14 protein-coding genes and 1 other annotated feature (1 of these 15 only partly in view) are annotated in these 16,075 nt (G+C 40.2%); all 14 genes read left to right on the top strand.

The window, feature by feature from the left end; all coding sequences use genetic code 11:
• Positions 1-10: 10 nt before the first annotated feature.
• The 14 genes from purS to hpt all read left to right on the top strand — a co-directional run bounded on the left by purS (position 11) and on the right by hpt (position 15,973).
• Positions 11-277, top strand: coding sequence for a phosphoribosylformylglycinamidine synthase subunit PurS (gene purS / locus LKI_RS02015; RefSeq protein ID WP_013102468.1), 267 nt, complete (start codon positions 11-13; stop codon positions 275-277).
• Entirely contained in the window at positions 274-942 is a 669-nt protein-coding gene (purQ, locus tag LKI_RS02010; protein WP_013102467.1) for a phosphoribosylformylglycinamidine synthase subunit PurQ, read from the top strand. Before purS ends, purQ begins: the two co-directional genes overlap by 4 nt.
• A 43-nt stretch (positions 943-985) precedes the next feature.
• A complete protein-coding gene (gene purL / locus LKI_RS02005) occupies positions 986-3,208 on the top strand; it encodes a phosphoribosylformylglycinamidine synthase subunit PurL (RefSeq protein WP_013102466.1) in 2,223 nt (740 codons plus the stop codon).
• Entirely contained in the window at positions 3,190-4,800 is a 1,611-nt protein-coding gene (gene purF / locus LKI_RS02000; protein ID WP_013102465.1) for an amidophosphoribosyltransferase, read from the top strand. The genes purL and purF overlap by 19 nt, the downstream gene beginning before the upstream one ends.
• The gene (gene purM / locus LKI_RS01995) at positions 4,797-5,834 is read left to right on the top strand and encodes a phosphoribosylformylglycinamidine cyclo-ligase (protein ID WP_013102464.1); all 1,038 of its coding nucleotides are present in this window, start codon (positions 4,797-4,799) and stop codon (positions 5,832-5,834) included. Before purF ends, purM begins: the two co-directional genes overlap by 4 nt.
• Positions 5,828-6,418 (top strand): phosphoribosylglycinamide formyltransferase, encoded by a 591-nt coding sequence (gene purN / locus LKI_RS01990; protein ID WP_013102463.1) that lies wholly within the window; start codon positions 5,828-5,830, stop codon positions 6,416-6,418. The genes purM and purN overlap by 7 nt, the downstream gene beginning before the upstream one ends.
• The gene (gene purH, locus LKI_RS01985) at positions 6,415-7,941 is read left to right on the top strand and encodes a bifunctional phosphoribosylaminoimidazolecarboxamide formyltransferase/IMP cyclohydrolase (RefSeq protein ID WP_013102462.1); all 1,527 of its coding nucleotides are present in this window, start codon (positions 6,415-6,417) and stop codon (positions 7,939-7,941) included. The genes purN and purH overlap by 4 nt, the downstream gene beginning before the upstream one ends.
• Before the next feature lie 65 nt (positions 7,942-8,006).
• Positions 8,007-8,468: an 8-oxo-dGTP diphosphatase gene (locus LKI_RS01980; RefSeq protein WP_013102461.1), complete on the top strand. Its 462-nt coding sequence runs from the start codon at positions 8,007-8,009 to the stop codon at positions 8,466-8,468.
• A 169-nt stretch (positions 8,469-8,637) separates the two neighbouring features.
• Positions 8,638-9,882: a phosphoribosylamine--glycine ligase gene (gene purD / locus LKI_RS01975; protein ID WP_013102460.1), complete on the top strand. Its 1,245-nt coding sequence runs from the start codon at positions 8,638-8,640 to the stop codon at positions 9,880-9,882.
• 93 nt (positions 9,883-9,975) lie between these two features.
• Complete coding sequence (locus LKI_RS01970; RefSeq protein WP_013102459.1) at positions 9,976-11,640, top strand: formate--tetrahydrofolate ligase; 1,665 nt, start codon at positions 9,976-9,978, stop codon at positions 11,638-11,640.
• Between the two features lie 45 nt (positions 11,641-11,685).
• The gene (locus LKI_RS01965) at positions 11,686-12,489 is read left to right on the top strand and encodes an alpha/beta hydrolase (protein ID WP_013102458.1); all 804 of its coding nucleotides are present in this window, start codon (positions 11,686-11,688) and stop codon (positions 12,487-12,489) included.
• A gap of 169 nt (positions 12,490-12,658) precedes the next feature.
• Positions 12,659-13,876, top strand: coding sequence for an OFA family MFS transporter (locus LKI_RS01960; RefSeq protein WP_013102457.1), 1,218 nt, complete (start codon positions 12,659-12,661; stop codon positions 13,874-13,876).
• A gap of 241 nt (positions 13,877-14,117) precedes the next feature.
• Positions 14,118-15,413: an adenylosuccinate lyase gene (gene purB / locus LKI_RS01955; protein WP_013102456.1), complete on the top strand. Its 1,296-nt coding sequence runs from the start codon at positions 14,118-14,120 to the stop codon at positions 15,411-15,413.
• Positions 15,410-15,973 (top strand): hypoxanthine phosphoribosyltransferase, encoded by a 564-nt coding sequence (gene hpt, locus LKI_RS01950; protein WP_013102455.1) that lies wholly within the window; start codon positions 15,410-15,412, stop codon positions 15,971-15,973. Before purB ends, hpt begins: the two co-directional genes overlap by 4 nt.
• Before the next feature lie 82 nt (positions 15,974-16,055).
• Positions 16,056-16,075: a binding site (T-box leader), on the top strand (it continues 234 nt past the right edge of the window).

The raw sequence follows: 16,075 nt of genomic DNA, 5'->3' as shown, positions 1-16,075 counted from the left end.
GAGAAAACACATGTATCTAGCGAAAATTTATGTTACGTATAAACCATCAATTTTAGATCCACAAGGTGAAGTTATTAAATCTGCGCTTAAGCGATTGGATTACGCAGGTGTGGCGCAAGTGTCACAAGGTAAGTATTTTGAAGTCAAATTAGATGCTAAGAACATTGATGCAGCTACTGCTGAGGTGGAGAGTTTCACAGATGCATTGCTCATTAATCAAAATACTGAAACCTATCATTTCGATTTGAGTTTGGTATCAGATGAGGTGAATGCATGAAGGCGGCTGTGATTAGCTTTCCCGGCTCTAATTGTGATTTTGATATGTTATATGCCTTGCAGGATTTCGGTGTCGATGCACAAATTGTTTCACCCAAGCAAACCGATTTAAAGGATTTTGATGCCATTTTTTTGCCTGGTGGCTTTTCATATGGGGATTATTTGAGAACAGGTGCAATTGCGCGATTTTCGCCTATTATGAGTGCTGTTACGCAAGCGGCAAACGATGGGAAAGTTATTGTTGGTATTTGTAATGGTTTCCAAATTTTGACGGAAGCAGGATTGCTACCAGGGCAACTCCTCATGAATGCAAACCCAGGTTTCATTTGTGATGAAGTTGAGTTAAGCATTGCTAATCATGAAACAGCTTATACGAACGCCTATGAGACGTCTGAATCAATTATTGTGCCAATTGCGCATGGTGAAGGGAATTATTTTGCAGATGATGTGACTTTGGAAAAGTTAGAAGCGAATAATCAAATTGTTTTTCGATACGTAAACAATCCAAATGGTTCGGTGCATGATATTGCAGGTATTATGAATGAGCGTGGCAATATATTTGGCATGATGCCACATCCAGAACGTGCTGTCGATGAGGTAACAGGCAACATTGATGGTCAAAACTTCTTTAAAAGTATACTATCTAGCATTTTAACAAATGTGTAAGTCAGTCATTGGTTGGTAGAACGGGTTAACGAAAGGTATAAAAATGACAATCGTCAAAAATAAAGAACTAACACCTGAGCAAGTTCGCGATTCAAAAGTATATAAACAATGGGGACTGACGGAATCAGAGTACAATCTCATTGTCACTGAACTTAATCGATTACCTAATTTTACTGAAGCAGGCATATTTTCAGGCATGTGGTCAGAACATGTATCCTATAAAAAATCAAAACCAATTTTACGTAAATTTTGGTCAACGAATGCGCGTGTTTTACAAGGGCCAGGTGAAGGCGCTGGTATTTTAGATATTGGTGATGGTCAAGCAGTTGTTTTCAAAGCAGAGAGTCACAATCACCCAAGTTTTGTAGAACCATATGAAGGTGCAGCCACTGGCGTGGGCGGCATTTTACGTGACATTTTTTCAATGGGCGCTCAACCAATTGCAGTGCTGGATTCGCTTAGGTTTGGTGAATTAGATGATGCGCATACAAGACATATTGTTGATGGTGTCATTGCAGGTATTGCAGGTTATGGTAATGCGATTGGTATTCCAACTGTTGGTGGTGAAATCGGATTTGATTCAGTTTACTCAGGTAATCCGTTAGTTAACGTGATGGCAGTAGGTTTGATGGATCAAGCTGCCATGCAAGTTGGACAAGCGAAAGGTGTTGGTAATTCAATTATTTATGTCGGTGCGAAAACAGGACGTGATGGCATTAACGGCGCGTCGTTTGCATCAGCGGAATTTTCAACCGAGCATGCTTCAGATCGTTCGGCTGTTCAAGTGGGAGATCCATTTTTAGAAAAACTGGTCATGGATGCAACGCTTAAGGCAGTTAAGTTGCATTCGGATATTATCGTTGGTATTCAGGATATGGGTGCTGCTGGGTTACTATCTTCTAGCTCGGAGATGGCCGCAAAAGCAGGTATGGGTATTACGTTAGATTTAAACAAAGTACCACAGCGCGAGACAAACATGACGCCTTATGAATTGATGTTGTCTGAATCACAGGAACGTATGTTATTTGTTGTTAAACGTGGAGAAGAACAGGCAATCATTGATTTATTCGAAGACGCAGATTTAGATGCTGTCATTATTGGTGATGTAACAGATAATGGACGTTATATTTTAGAATTTGACCATCAAGTTGTGGCTGACGTACCGATTGACTTTTTGACACATGCGCCTAAACAAACTTTACCAATGGTCGAACCAAAACGTCTATTAGACATGTCAAAAAGGCAGTATCAGCCGGATGTATCAGATGTGAAACAGACGATTTTGTCATTACTTGCCCAACCAACAATTGCTTCTAAAGCTAAATTATTTCGTCATTTTGACTCAATGGTACGTTCAGATACAGTGATTAAGCCGGGTGGGGATGCCAGTTTAATTCGTATTCGCGGAACTAAAAAGGCTTTGGCAATGACTACCGATGTCAACGCGCGCTATTTATATTTAAATCCTTATGTTGGTGCCAAAATGGCAGTAGCTGAAGCCGCTAGGAATATTGTAGCAACAGGTGCATTGCCAATTGGTATTACAGATGGTTTGAATTTTGGTTCACCAGATAATCCAGAAGTATACTATGAGTTGGACCAGGCAGTGGCAGGGATTAATGCTGTTGCAAAAAAATTGGACACACCAATTATTTCTGGTAACGTGTCACTCTATAATGAAACAGATGGTCAAGCAATTTATCCAACACCAATGGTTGGTATGGTTGGTTTGTTAGAAGATGTGAGCATAGCAACAACAATAGGCTTCAAAAATGTCGGAGATAAGATTTATATTATTGGTGAAACTTTGGATAGTTTTAATGGTTCGGAAATTCAAAAAATGCAAACAGGGGACATTGGTGGCCAACTTTTTGAATTTGATGATGCAGCAGAAATGTCATCTCAAAAGTTAGTACGTACCGCAATTGCCCAACATCTTTTAGCAAGTGCGCATGATTTGTCAGAAGGTGGGGCGATTGTTGCATTGGTAGAAAGTAGTTTTTCAGGACAGTTGAGTTTTGATGTTAAAACAACGTTGGCTGATAAATACTTGTTTTCTGAAACACCAAGTCGGTTTATTGTCAGTGTACCAGAAAGTCAAGTTGTTGCTTTTGAACAATTGGCTGGTCAAAAAGCAACCTTACTCGGGCAGGTAACGAATACAAACGATATGATGCTGACAACGGCAACACAACAAATCATCTTGTCTCGTCAAGAAACTCAAAAGGTTTATCAGGAGAGCATCTCATGGAAATTAGAAGCTTAGCGCAACGACACGTTGACCAACAAACCGAAAAATCACGGGTCAACGTGCGTAGTTTAAATGAAGAATGTGGTATTTTTGGCGTATGGGGGCGTGATGATGCGGCTCAGATCACTTATTATGGTTTGCATGCATTACAGCATCGTGGCCAAGAGGGTGCCGGAATTGTTTCAAATAATAATGGTCATCTATGGCAAGAGCGTGGTTTAGGTTTATTAAGCGATGTCTTTCGTGATCCAGCACGAATCGAGGCATTAACCGGTAAAAGTGCCATTGGGCATGTCCGTTATGCTACTGCAGGCTCACATGGTATTGAAAATATTCAACCCCTTATGGTTAATTTTCATGACATGCAAATTGCATTGGCTCATAATGGTAATCTAACTAATGCGAAAACATTACGCCAAAATTTAGAACAGGACGGCGCGATTTTTCAAAGTTCGTCTGACTCTGAAATTTTACTACACTTAATTCGCCGGTCAAAAGCGGTCGCATTTGTAGATAAATTAAAAGAGGCACTTCGTACTGTTCATGGTGGATTTGCATATTTATTACTCACGTCACATGGTTTGTACGCGGCTTTGGATCCGCACGCTTTTCGGCCATTTGTCATTGGACAAATGGCCGAAGGAAACTATATTGTCACCTCGGAAACGGCTGCATTAGATGTTATCGGCGCGCGATTTGTTCGAGATGTACAACCAGGTGAGTTAATTGTTATTGATGACACTGGATTGACCATTGACAAATATACTGATAAAACAACGTTAAATATTGATGCGATGGAATACATTTATTTTGCACGGCCAGATTCGACTATTTACGGTGTCAATGTTCATAAGGCACGTAAACGTATGGGAGCCGCACTAGCCAGAGAAAATCCAGTACCAGATGCGGATATTGTTGTTGGTGTGCCAAATTCAAGTTTGTCAGCTGCAGCAGGATTTGCTGAAGAAACTGGTTTACCAAATGAAATGGGTTTGGTTAAAAATCAATATATTGCGCGTACGTTTATTGAACCCACACAAGATAAGCGTGAACGTGCAGTTCGAATGAAATTGAGCGCTGTTAAAGAAGTTGTTCGCAATAAGAATGTTGTTTTGGTGGACGATTCAATTGTTCGTGGTACAACGTCAATGTTTATTGTCCGTATGCTTAAAGAGGCAGGTGCTAAATCAGTACATGTTCGTATTGCTAGTCCAGTATTTAAGTTCCCTTCATTTTATGGTATTGATATGCAAACGACAGATGAATTAATGGGTGCTAATAATACACTAGAAGAAATGCGCGACAAAATTGAAGCTGATTCACTTGGCTTTTTATCGGTTGGTGCCTTAGTCAAAGCTATCGACTTGCCATATGATGGGCAGGGGACGGGATTGACAACTGCCTATTTTGATGGGCAATACCCAAGCCCCATTTATGATTACGCGGCAAGTCTGGAAAAGTTTGTGACGTCTGGTGACGTGCATTTTTCACCCGAACCAATAGATACTTACCATCCACGTCAAGTTGCTTCGTTACGTAATGAGGAAATGTTGGCAGATGGGACGATTCATTTAGATTCACAAACAATTCAGGGAGTACAAGCATGACGGAACAAAATGCCTATCAACGAGCAGGCGTAGATATTAAAGCTGGTGAAAAAGCAGTGGCACTGATGAAAGATGCTGTTGCTGACACATACACGCCACGTGTATTGGATGGTATTGGTGGGTTTGGTGCAGCTTTTTCACTAGGTTCTGGTTATCAAAATCCTGTGTTAGTGTCTGGCGCGGATGGTGTTGGCACTAAGTTGCTATTAGCCATTGCAGCCAATAAACATGACACCATCGGTCAAGATTTAGTTGCCATGGTAGCTAATGATATTTTGGCACAAGGGGCTAAACCAGCATTTATGTTAGACTACTTGGCAGTGGATAAAATGCGACCAGAAGTTGTAGCAGAAATTGTCACTGGTGTTGCAAAAGCCGCTAAAGCATCTGGCATGGCACTTATTGGTGGTGAAAGTGCTGAGTTACCAGGATTATACGCACCAAATCATTTTGATCTTGCCGCGTTTGCTGTCGGTATTGCAGAACAAGATCAGCTTCTGAAACCTGAAAATGTCACCGCTGGGGATGTTTTGATTGGGTTACCTTCTTCCGGCATCCATTCGAATGGCTACTCTCTTGTCCGCCAAGTGCTTGGGATTGAAACAGCTGATGATTTTAAAAATTTGTCTGTCGATGAGCAAAACGTGTTAATGACACCAACTGCTTTGTATGCTGAGACAGTTTGGCCGTTGGTTGAAAAGGGCTTGGTACAGTCAATGGCTCATATCACTGGTGGGGGCATTACTGAAAACTTACCGCGTGCATACACGTCAAATTTGTCTGCTCACATCATTTGGGGATCGTGGCCAATATTGCCAATATTTAATCAACTTCAGGTTGCAGGTCAGTTGTCTATTGAGGATATGTTATTAACGTTTAACAATGGTTTGGGCATGATTTTAGTGGTTAAGTTAGAAAACCGTGATGCAGTTATGACGCAATTAAAAGCTAACAGTCAAGCAGCGTACGTTATTGGTGAAATCACTGCTGAATCAGGGTCCAGAGTAACTTTTTCGGGAGATGAGCCATGGTGAAAAAAGTAAGATTAGCTGTTTTTGCATCAGGGACTGGCACAAATTTTCAAGCCTTACATGATGCGATTTTACAACGGCAATTAAATGCTGAAATTGTGCGATTAATCGTTGATAAATCGACAGCGGGCGCGCTAAATCTTGCTAAATTATTTGGCGTACCAGCTACAGTCATTAAATATTCTGATTATGACACGAAATCATTGGCTGAACAAGTCATTCTTGAGCAATTAGTAAAAGATGATGTGAATGGTATTTTGCTAGCGGGTTATATGCGGATTTTGACACCAAAATTAATTGATGCATATCCTGGTAAGATTATTAATTTACACCCAGCAATGTTACCTCAGTTTCCTGGGCGTCATAGTATTTTAGATGCTTATGAAGCAGGTGTCGGTGAGACGGGCGTTACGGTACATTTTGTGGATAGTGGTGTTGATACAGGGACTATTATTGACCAACAGTCAGTGCCAAGGTTACCTGAAGATACATTATTAGCCCTAGAGACACGTATCCATAATGTCGAACATGTTTTATATCCAAACACTTTAGAACAGTTACTTAATAAAGGAGTATTCTTACAATGACACGTGCATTACTTAGCGTTTCTGATAAAAGTGGTCTTGTACCATTTGCTAAAAAATTAGTTGAATTAGGATATGAATTAGTTTCAACTGGTGGGACACATCGCGTGCTTACTGAAGCAGGACTTGATGTTATTGCCATTGACGATGTAACGGACTTTCCAGAAATGTTGGATGGTCGCGTTAAAACTTTGCATCCGCGTGTACATGCGGGACTGCTAGCACGACGTGATTTGCCTGAACATATGGCGAAATTGTCAGAATTTAACATTACGCCAATTGATATGGTTGTTGTGAATCTTTATCCATTTAAAACAACCATTCAAAAACCTGGTGTTTCCCAGGCTGAGGCTATTGAGAATATTGATATCGGTGGTCCTTCCATGTTACGGTCAGCTGCAAAAAACTTTTCTGCTGTCTTACCAATTGTTGATCCAAATGATTATGATGTTATAATTAATAAACTTCAGGCTGGGGAAGTAGATACGACTTATCGTCAATTGCTTGCAGCCAAAGTATTTCAACATACAGCGAGTTATGATGCTTTAATCGCTGATTATTTAACAACCTCAGAATTTCCTGACAAGCTAACATTACCATATGAAAAGTTTGATGATATGCGTTATGGCGAAAACCCTCATCAAAAGGCCGCTGCTTATAAGGTTGCCTTGCCGGAAACATATTCGGTGTTGCATGCTGATATATTACATGGTAAGCAATTATCATACAATAATATTCGTGATGCAGATGCTGCCTTGCGTATCATTGCCGAGTTTAAAGAGACAACAGTTGTAACAGTTAAACATATGAATCCTGCAGGTATCGGCCAAGGGCAGACATTAGAGGAAGCTTGGGATAAAGCTTTTGCAGCTGATAGTGTATCCATATTTGGTGGCATTGTTGCCTTGAATCGTGAGGTTGATGCCATAACGGCTGAAAAGATGCATGGTATTTTCTTAGAAATCATTATTGCGCCAAGCTTTACGCCAGAGGCTTTTGAAATTTTGTCAGCTAAGAAAAACTTACGGTTACTCAAATTACCATTTACAACTGTTATTCCTCAAAAATTGGAAGTGACCTCAGTATTGGGTGGCGTTGTTGTGCAAGAACGTGATCTACATGAGGAAACAGAAGCAAATTTTGAAGTCGTTTCAAAAGCGCAGCCAACTGCTGAACAATTACGCGCGCTGATTTTTGCACAAAAAGTTGTGAAGCATGTTAAATCTAATGCGATTATCGTTGCTCGAGATGGGCAAACATTAGGAATGGGTGCAGGGCAACCTAATAGAATTGATTCTGTTGTTTATTCAATTCAAAAAGCGACCACTAAAGTGGGATTTGATGAAGCTGTCTTGGCTTCAGATGCCTTTTTTCCAATGGATGATTCTGTGCAATACGCGGCTGAGCACGGTATTAATGCGATTGTTGAACCAGGTGGGTCAATCAAGGATAAGGATTCAATTGCCAAGGCAGACGAATTAGGGGTTGTACTTGTTTTCTCAGGTACGCGTCATTTTAAACATTAAAAGCGATATCATGTGCGTTTGTTAGGTAAGCATTTTATGTTATAATTTTTGACAGAGGAATGCACATGTCAAGAACAATACCTGTTGAATTAACGAATATGATTATGATTGAAAATTCAACGACCAAGGAAGTTTTGGTTGAGGATCGAAAAAATCCATCTTGGCCGGGTGTTACTTTTCCAGGTGGCCATATTGAAACTAACGAAACAATTGTAGCAAGTGTTATTCGCGAAGCATATGAAGAAACTGGCCTGACAGTGATAAATCCAACATTAGTTGGTATAAAAGAATGGCCAATACAAGATGGTGCACGATATATTGTCATGCTATTTAAGGCGACGAATTATCAAGGTGAGATTCATTCTGGACGTGAGGGTGAAATATTTTGGACAACGCGTGATGCTTTAAAAAATATGCAAACGCCAGAAACATTCATGGAAATGTTACCGGTATTCGATACACTGGAAATTAGTGAGTTGGCACTGAGTGCATCAATCGAGGGCCGGCGTCAAACAACTTGGTTGTAACCGGATACATTCCAAACGTTCGGATAAGATCATAAATATTAGATAAACGTTCGTAAAAAACGAACGTTTTTTTGTTTTTTGAGAAAAATATAATTTATAAACGAACAAAGTAGTGTTTAAATCTGATAAACTAGACTTATAATATGATATTAAGAGGCTAGAGGATACGATGAAAACAGTATTGATTATTGGTTCCGGTGCACGCGAGCATGCTTTAGCGCAGACGTTTTTGCGTAGTCAGCAGGTCAGTCAGGTAATTGTCGCACCTGGAAATGATGGTATGACTGATTCGGGGATACAGTGTGAAAGCATCGCAGCGACAAACTTACCCGCTTTGCGTAATTTTGCGTTAGCACAGGCAGTTGATTTGACATTTGTTGGGAATGAAGAACCGCTGACTTTAGGCATTGTTGATTTATTTGAAGCAGCGGGATTAACTATTTTTGGGCCTTCTAAGGCAGCAGCGCAATTGGAGGGCTCAAAATCATTCACAAATGAGCTTTTACAAAAGTACGACATTCCGACTGCAAAGTCTCAAACAGTTCATTCTCTAGCAGCAGCAGAGCATGTATTAAAAACGTTTGGATTACCTATTGTATTTAAATTAGATGGCTTAGCATTGGGTAAAGGGGTCACCATTATTTTTGATGAGGCACAAGCTGTGACGTATTTAACTCATTTGTATCAAGGTAATCCAACTGCCGTGTTAGTGATTGAAGAATATCTTGAAGGTGTTGAATTTTCTATTTTTACGCTTGTGGGTCCAAATGGGGCAATGGTACATGCACCATTGGCACAAGACCATAAGCGCCGTTTTGATCAGGATAAAGGACCAAACACTGGTGGAATGGGTGCGTATAGTCCAGTACGTTGGATTAGTGAAATCACAAAATCACAGGCAATTTCAGAACTCGTGGCACCAACAATTAGGGCAATGCAACAAGAGGGGACACCATTTACCGGTGTGCTCTACACTGGTGTGATGTTGACTAAGATGGGTCCAAAGGTCATCGAATTCAACGTGAGATTTGGTGATCCTGAGGCACAAGTTGTCTTGCCACAGTACACTGGTGATTTTTATGCATTAATTTTAGACTTACTGAATGGTCGATCATCAGCGGCCGAGTGGCAAGTTGACGATGTTTATGTTGGGGTGGTTTTAGTGTCAGAAGGATACCCCGAGGCACCAATACGTGGTGCACGCGTACCACTGGCGGAAGATGTGTTACCATTGACAATTAATTTTGCAGGTGTGAAAGCAGGAAGGGCAAATGGTGGTCGTGTCGTGACAATTATTGGTCATGACAAAACAGCTACATATGCGCAACAAAAAGTCTATAATAAAATAGATAGTCTAGATACAGAATTACGATATCGACATGATATTGCCTATCAAGCAGTGCATAAGGAATGACAAACATTGTGAATATTTTAAGTGGTATATAATGCTGAAAATATTGATACAATACTAAAATAATGGATAGATCTAAATTAAGGGGAAGTCAACATGCAAACAGATATTGAAATTGCGCAAGCAGCCGAAATTAAACCGATTACTGAAATTGCAACTCGTGTTGGCCTTAAGGCACATGAAATTATGCCTTATGGGTATGATAAGGCGAAAATAACGTTAGATCCAACGGTTGATCGTAAAAAAAAGCTTGGTAAATTAATTCTTGTGACATCAATTAATCCCACGCCTGCAGGTGAAGGAAAATCAACTGTCACAGTGGGACTGGCTGATGCGTTACAACTGGCTGGCAAAAAAACTATGATTGCGCTCCGTGAACCGTCGCTTGGTCCTGTTATGGGCATGAAAGGTGGCGCCACTGGTGGTGGTTATGCTCAAGTTTTGCCGATGGCTGACATCAATTTACATTTTACTGGCGATTTTCATGCTTTAACGTCAGCACATGACACATTAGCTGCTGTTTTGGATAATAGCTTACAGCAAGGAAACCCATTGAATATTGACCCGAGACGTATTTTGTGGAAGCGCGTGTTGGATATTAATGACCGTGCGCTCAGGCATGTGACTATTGGTATGGGCGGACCAACTTCTGGTGTACCACGTGAAGATGGTTTTGATATTACTGTGGCATCGGAATTGATGGCCATTTTAACATTGTCAACAGACTTAATGGATTTGAAAGCACGTATTGCTCGGATTGTTGTTGGTTATACATATGAAAAAAATCCGGTGACAGTCAAAGACCTAGGTGTCGCTGGTGCACTGACTGTCCTACTTAAAGATGCGATTAAGCCTAATCTTGTACAAACAATTGCCCATACACCAGCCATCATTCATGGTGGACCATTTGCCAACATAGCCCAAGGAACTAATTCCCTTTTGGCCACTAAAACAGCGCTTCAATTGGCAGATTATGCAGTTACAGAGGCTGGATTTGGCGCTGACTTGGGTGGTGAAAAATTTTTGGATGTGAAAGTACCATTACTTGGCAAGTCGCCGGATACGATTGTTGTGGTTGCTACGGTGCGTGCATTAAAGCATCATGGCGGTGTGGCATTGGCAGATTTAAACACAGAAAATGTGGGTGCGCTTGCTACTGGTTTGGAAAATCTTGGGCAACATTTAACAGCCATGGGACGTTACGGGGTACCAATTGTTGTAGCAATTAATCGATTCACCGCAGACACTGCGACGGAATTACAAACCATTAAGGACTACGTTGGTCAATTTGGCGCAACGGCTTATACAACAGAAGTTTGGGCCAAAGGGGGTGCTGGGGCGCAAGAACTAGCCTCAGCCGTGATAGAAACAGTTGAGCAGGAGTCTGATTTCACACCATTATACCAGCCTGAAGATGAAGCTATTGATAAATTGAATGCGATTGTTCAGACGATTTATGGGGGTAAAAAAGTTGAATTAGATCCAAAGGCACGAAAGCAATTGGCAGAATTTAAGCAACGGGGTTGGGATAAATTGCCTATCATCATGGCAAAAACACAATATTCTTTATCTGATAATGCGACGCAACTTGGTGCACCGAAAGACTTTGTTATCAGTGTTCGCGAGTTTGTGCCTAAATTGGGTGCAGGTTTTCTTGTGGCTATGACTGGTAATATTTTAACCATGCCAGGATTGCCAAAACACCCTGCAGCGTTTGATATTGATATTGACGAACAGGGTGTCATTACTGGCTTATTTTAAACTTGATAATCAACTCTTAGAAAATTAAATGAGATAAGGAGTTCTATGGCGTTTTTACAAGTTAATTATTATTCAAAAATTTTGGGAATGGATCGGATGATGAATGTGATACTCCCTGAGCTATCTGATCATAATCCTGATTGGAAAAACGAGACGTTAACAGATATTCCGGTGTTATACCTGCTACATGGTATGTCTGGCGATCAAGCAATTTGGCAAAGAAGAACCAGTATTGAGCGTCTGATTCGCCAAACGCCAATTGCAATTGTTATGCCATCCACTGATTTAGCTTGGTATACGAATACGAAATATGGGATGGCTTACTTTGATGCACTATCAATTGAATTGCCCAAAAAAGTAGTAGAATTATTTCCTCAAATCTCAACAAAGCGAGAGAAAAATTTTGTAGCTGGTTTATCGATGGGAGGTTATGGTGCGTTCAAAATGGCTTTTAACGGGAATCAGTTTAGTTACGCTGCATCATTGTCTGGGGCACTCATGGGAGACCCAAACTTTCCTGAACGGGAAACTTGGCAAAGTGCAGCGTATTGGCAAGGTGTTTTTGGTGATCTGGATGATTTTATAGGGTCAGAAAATGATGTCATTGCGCTGGCTAAAAAACAAGCGCAAGCACATCAACAATTACCGCATTTATATGCTTGGATTGGTGAACAAGACTATTTATACCAGATGAATCAAAATACGATCCCCAAAATACGTGACCTAGGCTACAATGTCACGTATGAAACCAGTCCAGGTGAGCATGAATGGTACTACTGGGATAAACAAATTGAACATGTTTTAGAATGGTTACCTATCAATTATCATCAAGAAAAGCGTTTGTCTTAAATCAACTGCTCTATATTTGATGACATCAAAAAATTCGCTACTTTATTATTAAATGATGTCAATTTATTTGTACTTGCGTTGAATAAATAAAAATAACAGAAATCGAGAGGAAAAGCGTGTGGCAGATAGTCGTTGAAACCATGTACATACTGCCATATGTTGACATATCATGGAAAATAAATGGTTACGAGCGGCTTTGCCTGCCTTACTAATTCACGGCAGTATTGGGACAGTATATGCATGGAGTGTCTTTAAACAAGCAGTGGCGGATCAAATAGGTGCCAGTGTGCCAGAAGTAGAGTGGGCGTTCTCGATTGCAATTTTATTTTTAGGGTTATCGGCAGCAGCACTGGGTCATTTTGTGGAACGTAATATCAAAAAATCAGCACTATTATCAACAGCGTTTTTTGTGATTGGCATGATTGGTACAGGAATCAGTATTCAACAAAAATCATTAATTGGTATTTATATTTTTTATGGTGTTGTGATGGGCATAGGATTAGGTATTGGTTATTTAACGCCAGTTAAAAATTTGATGCTGTGGTTTTCGGATAATAAAGGGTTAGGGACAGGGCTTGCGGTTGCTGGCTTTGGATTAGCAAAAATGGTTTTCTCGCCAATCATGATGGCCTTACAAACACATGTTGGGTTATGGCAGATGTTTGTGATTTTAGCTGGTGTGTTTGCTGTCATGATGCTGACTGCAGTTGCACTGATTAGAAAGCCGTTAGAATGGCATGAACAACCTTTAGTACATCGCTTCAATCCAATGGCTCTGGTTAAAAATACTAATTTTATCGGTATTTGGCTGATGTTTTATCTTAATATAACGGCAGGACTGGCAATTATTTCACAGGAAAAAGATATTTTGACAGGACTTACACAAACAGGTGGCACAATGGCGTTTTCAGTGACGGCTATTGCGACAATTATGAGTATTGATGCGTTTTTCAACGCCGCTGGTCGTATTGGTTTTGCGACGTTTTCTGATAGACTAAAGGATCGTAATACAGTATATCAGTTAATATTTTTGATGTCCTTAATCATGGTATTACTGACTTATTTCGCACCTCAGACGAGTACGGTTGAAATAATTGTGATTGTTACGACATTTTTCTTGATTAATGCGGGTTATGGTGGTGGCTTTTCAGCGTTGCCACCCTTATTGGCAGATCGTTTTGGTATGAAAGCAATTTCAAAAATTCATGGTATGACGCTCACTGCATGGGCTGCGGCTGGGTTGTCGGGTAACCAACTGGCTAGTTTCATTGTCCATGGCCTCGGTATGTCATATCAAGTTGTGTTTGGGGCGATTGCGATGTTGTATACCGTAGCGTTTTTAATATCAAGATTTGTTGTTAAAGCAACACGCACCATTATTGAATAAAACGGTTACATTATTAATGTTCGTCTTTTATTAAAAAAAGCATGATAGCGTTCGCTAAAAACGAACATTATTTTATTTTGTGAGATAAAGCTCATAAAATTGCGAACGCAAAGAGTGGTTTTACTGTTACAATATATAGAGAAGATTTGGTTATGGCAATGGTGCCGTTTTAATGATGGTGGGATAACTTTTAACCGTAACGCTACTATTAACAAAAATAAAACAAAAAAGGAATCTAAAAATGATAGAACGTTATTCTCGTCAAGAACTCCGTGATATTTGGTCGACGCAAAATCAATATCAGACCTGGCTCGATGTCGAAGTTGCTGTTGATGCTGGCTGGGTGGCTGCTGGGCACATTCCAGCAGAGGATTTAGAAAAAATTCGCGCTAAAGCGACATTTGACGTGGCACGTATTGCTGAAATTGAATTGTCAACGCGTCATGATGTTGTTGCATTTACACGTAATGTATCAGAGTCATTAGGTGATGAACGTAAATGGATTCATTATGGTTTAACATCAACTGATGTTGTTGACACTGCTCAGGCGTTACGATTACGGCAAGCTAATATCATTATTAAAAAAGATTTACAAGCGTGGCGTGATGCGATTAAAAAATTGGCTTTGAAGTATAAAAATACGGTCATGATGGGACGTACACATGGGGTTCATGCGGAACCAACAACCTTCGGTTTGAAAATGGCCCGCTTCTATGCCTCTGCTACGCGTGCTATTGAACGTTTCGATCGTGTGGCGGCTGAGGTTGAAACAGGCAAGTTATCTGGCGCTGTCGGGACATTTGCTAATGTGCCACCGTATGTTGAAGCAGTGGCGATGCAGGAACTGGGGTTAACACCACAGCCCATTGGATCGCAAGTTTTACCACGCGATTTACATGCAGATTATATTCAAACAATCGCATTAATTGGTACGCAGATGGAAGAGTTGGCGACAGAAATTAGGTCATTGCAACGATCAGAAATACATGAAGTTGAAGAAGGGTTTGCTAAGGGACAAAAAGGTTCGTCAGCGATGCCACATAAACGTAATCCAATTGGCGATGAAAATATTACTGGTTTGGCACGTGTTTTACGCGGATACGCTGTAACTGCTTTAGAAAATGTGACGTTATGGCACGAACGTGATATTTCTCATTCCTCTGCAGAACGCATTATTTTAGCTGATGCAACGGCCATTATAGATTATATGTTGCATCGCCATACAGGCATTTTGAATAACTTAGGTGTATTTCCTGAAACAATGCGTCAAAATATGGATCGCACTTACGGATTGATTTACTCACAACGGCTACTACTTAGCTTAATCGATTCTGGATTGTCACGAGAACAAGCTTATGATACTGTACAGCCCTTAACTGCCCGTTCGTGGGATGAACGTTTAATGTTTAGAGATCTTGTCGATGCCGACAAGATGATCACGTCACATTTAAGTAAAAATCAAATTGATGATGCTTTTGATTACCACTATCACCTGCGCTATATTGATGAAATTTTTAAGAGAGTAGGTTTAGCATGAGGTCATTAATTAATCATCCAGCTATTAAAACAGTTTTAGCAACTGAGACGGACATTCAAGCTCAGGTACAACGTGTTGCCAATGAGTTAACAGCACAATTTGAAGATCATGCGCAGCGTCCGATTTTTATTGCAGTACTTAAAGGCGGGGTTATTTTTGCCACAGATTTATTACGTAAAATGCCGCTTGATGTTGATTTTGATTTTATTGATGTTAAAAGTTATTCTGGGAATGAATCAACTGGTCAGGTTAAAGTTGTTCACGACGTCAGTATGGATTTAACTGGTCGCGATGTGGTAGTGGTAGATGAAATTATTGATTCCGGTCGTACCATGCAGTGGTTGAACAATTATTTTAACCTAAAAGGTGCTTCAAGTGTTACCACCGTGGCCTTAGCTGATAAAAAGGCGGCACGTGTTGTTGATTTTGAAGTAGATTATTTTGGTCTTGATGTTCCTGACGAATTTTTGGTGGGCTATGGCATGGATTATAATAATTTTTTCCGTAATTTACCAGTTATCGCTGTCATAGATTTTGATAAATTAGATTTGATTAAATAATATATAGCGAGCTAAGGATTAATATTTTTGTCTTATTTTGATTGACAATGTGCTAGATTCATGTAAAATGGTATTCAAGTTAACATTTTCAATGAAGGAAAG

The sequence above is a fragment of the Leuconostoc kimchii IMSNU 11154 genome (assembly GCF_000092505.1).
GTDB lineage: Bacteria > Bacillota > Bacilli > Lactobacillales > Lactobacillaceae > Leuconostoc > Leuconostoc kimchii.
Note: the sequence above shows the minus strand (reverse complement) of the source record. Positions and strands in the feature narration are given on the sequence as shown.

Excerpts from the sequence above, each read along its gene's own strand:
- purS (WP_013102468.1), top strand. The coding sequence starts at position 11 with ATGTATCTAGCGAAAATTTATGTTACGTATAAACCATCAATTTTAGAT.
- purQ (WP_013102467.1), top strand. The coding sequence starts at position 274 with ATGAAGGCGGCTGTGATTAGCTTTCCCGGCTCTAATTGTGATTTTGAT.
- purL (WP_013102466.1), top strand. The coding sequence starts at position 986 with ATGACAATCGTCAAAAATAAAGAACTAACACCTGAGCAAGTTCGCGAT.
- purF (WP_013102465.1), top strand. The coding sequence starts at position 3,190 with ATGGAAATTAGAAGCTTAGCGCAACGACACGTTGACCAACAAACCGAA.
- purM (WP_013102464.1), top strand. The coding sequence starts at position 4,797 with ATGACGGAACAAAATGCCTATCAACGAGCAGGCGTAGATATTAAAGCT.
- purN (WP_013102463.1), top strand. The coding sequence starts at position 5,828 with ATGGTGAAAAAAGTAAGATTAGCTGTTTTTGCATCAGGGACTGGCACA.
- purH (WP_013102462.1), top strand. The coding sequence starts at position 6,415 with ATGACACGTGCATTACTTAGCGTTTCTGATAAAAGTGGTCTTGTACCA.
- LKI_RS01980 (WP_013102461.1), top strand. The coding sequence starts at position 8,007 with ATGTCAAGAACAATACCTGTTGAATTAACGAATATGATTATGATTGAA.
- purD (WP_013102460.1), top strand. The coding sequence starts at position 8,638 with ATGAAAACAGTATTGATTATTGGTTCCGGTGCACGCGAGCATGCTTTA.
- LKI_RS01970 (WP_013102459.1), top strand. The coding sequence starts at position 9,976 with ATGCAAACAGATATTGAAATTGCGCAAGCAGCCGAAATTAAACCGATT.
- LKI_RS01965 (WP_013102458.1), top strand. The coding sequence starts at position 11,686 with ATGGCGTTTTTACAAGTTAATTATTATTCAAAAATTTTGGGAATGGAT.
- LKI_RS01960 (WP_013102457.1), top strand. The coding sequence starts at position 12,659 with ATGGAAAATAAATGGTTACGAGCGGCTTTGCCTGCCTTACTAATTCAC.
- purB (WP_013102456.1), top strand. The coding sequence starts at position 14,118 with ATGATAGAACGTTATTCTCGTCAAGAACTCCGTGATATTTGGTCGACG.
- hpt (WP_013102455.1), top strand. The coding sequence starts at position 15,410 with ATGAGGTCATTAATTAATCATCCAGCTATTAAAACAGTTTTAGCAACT.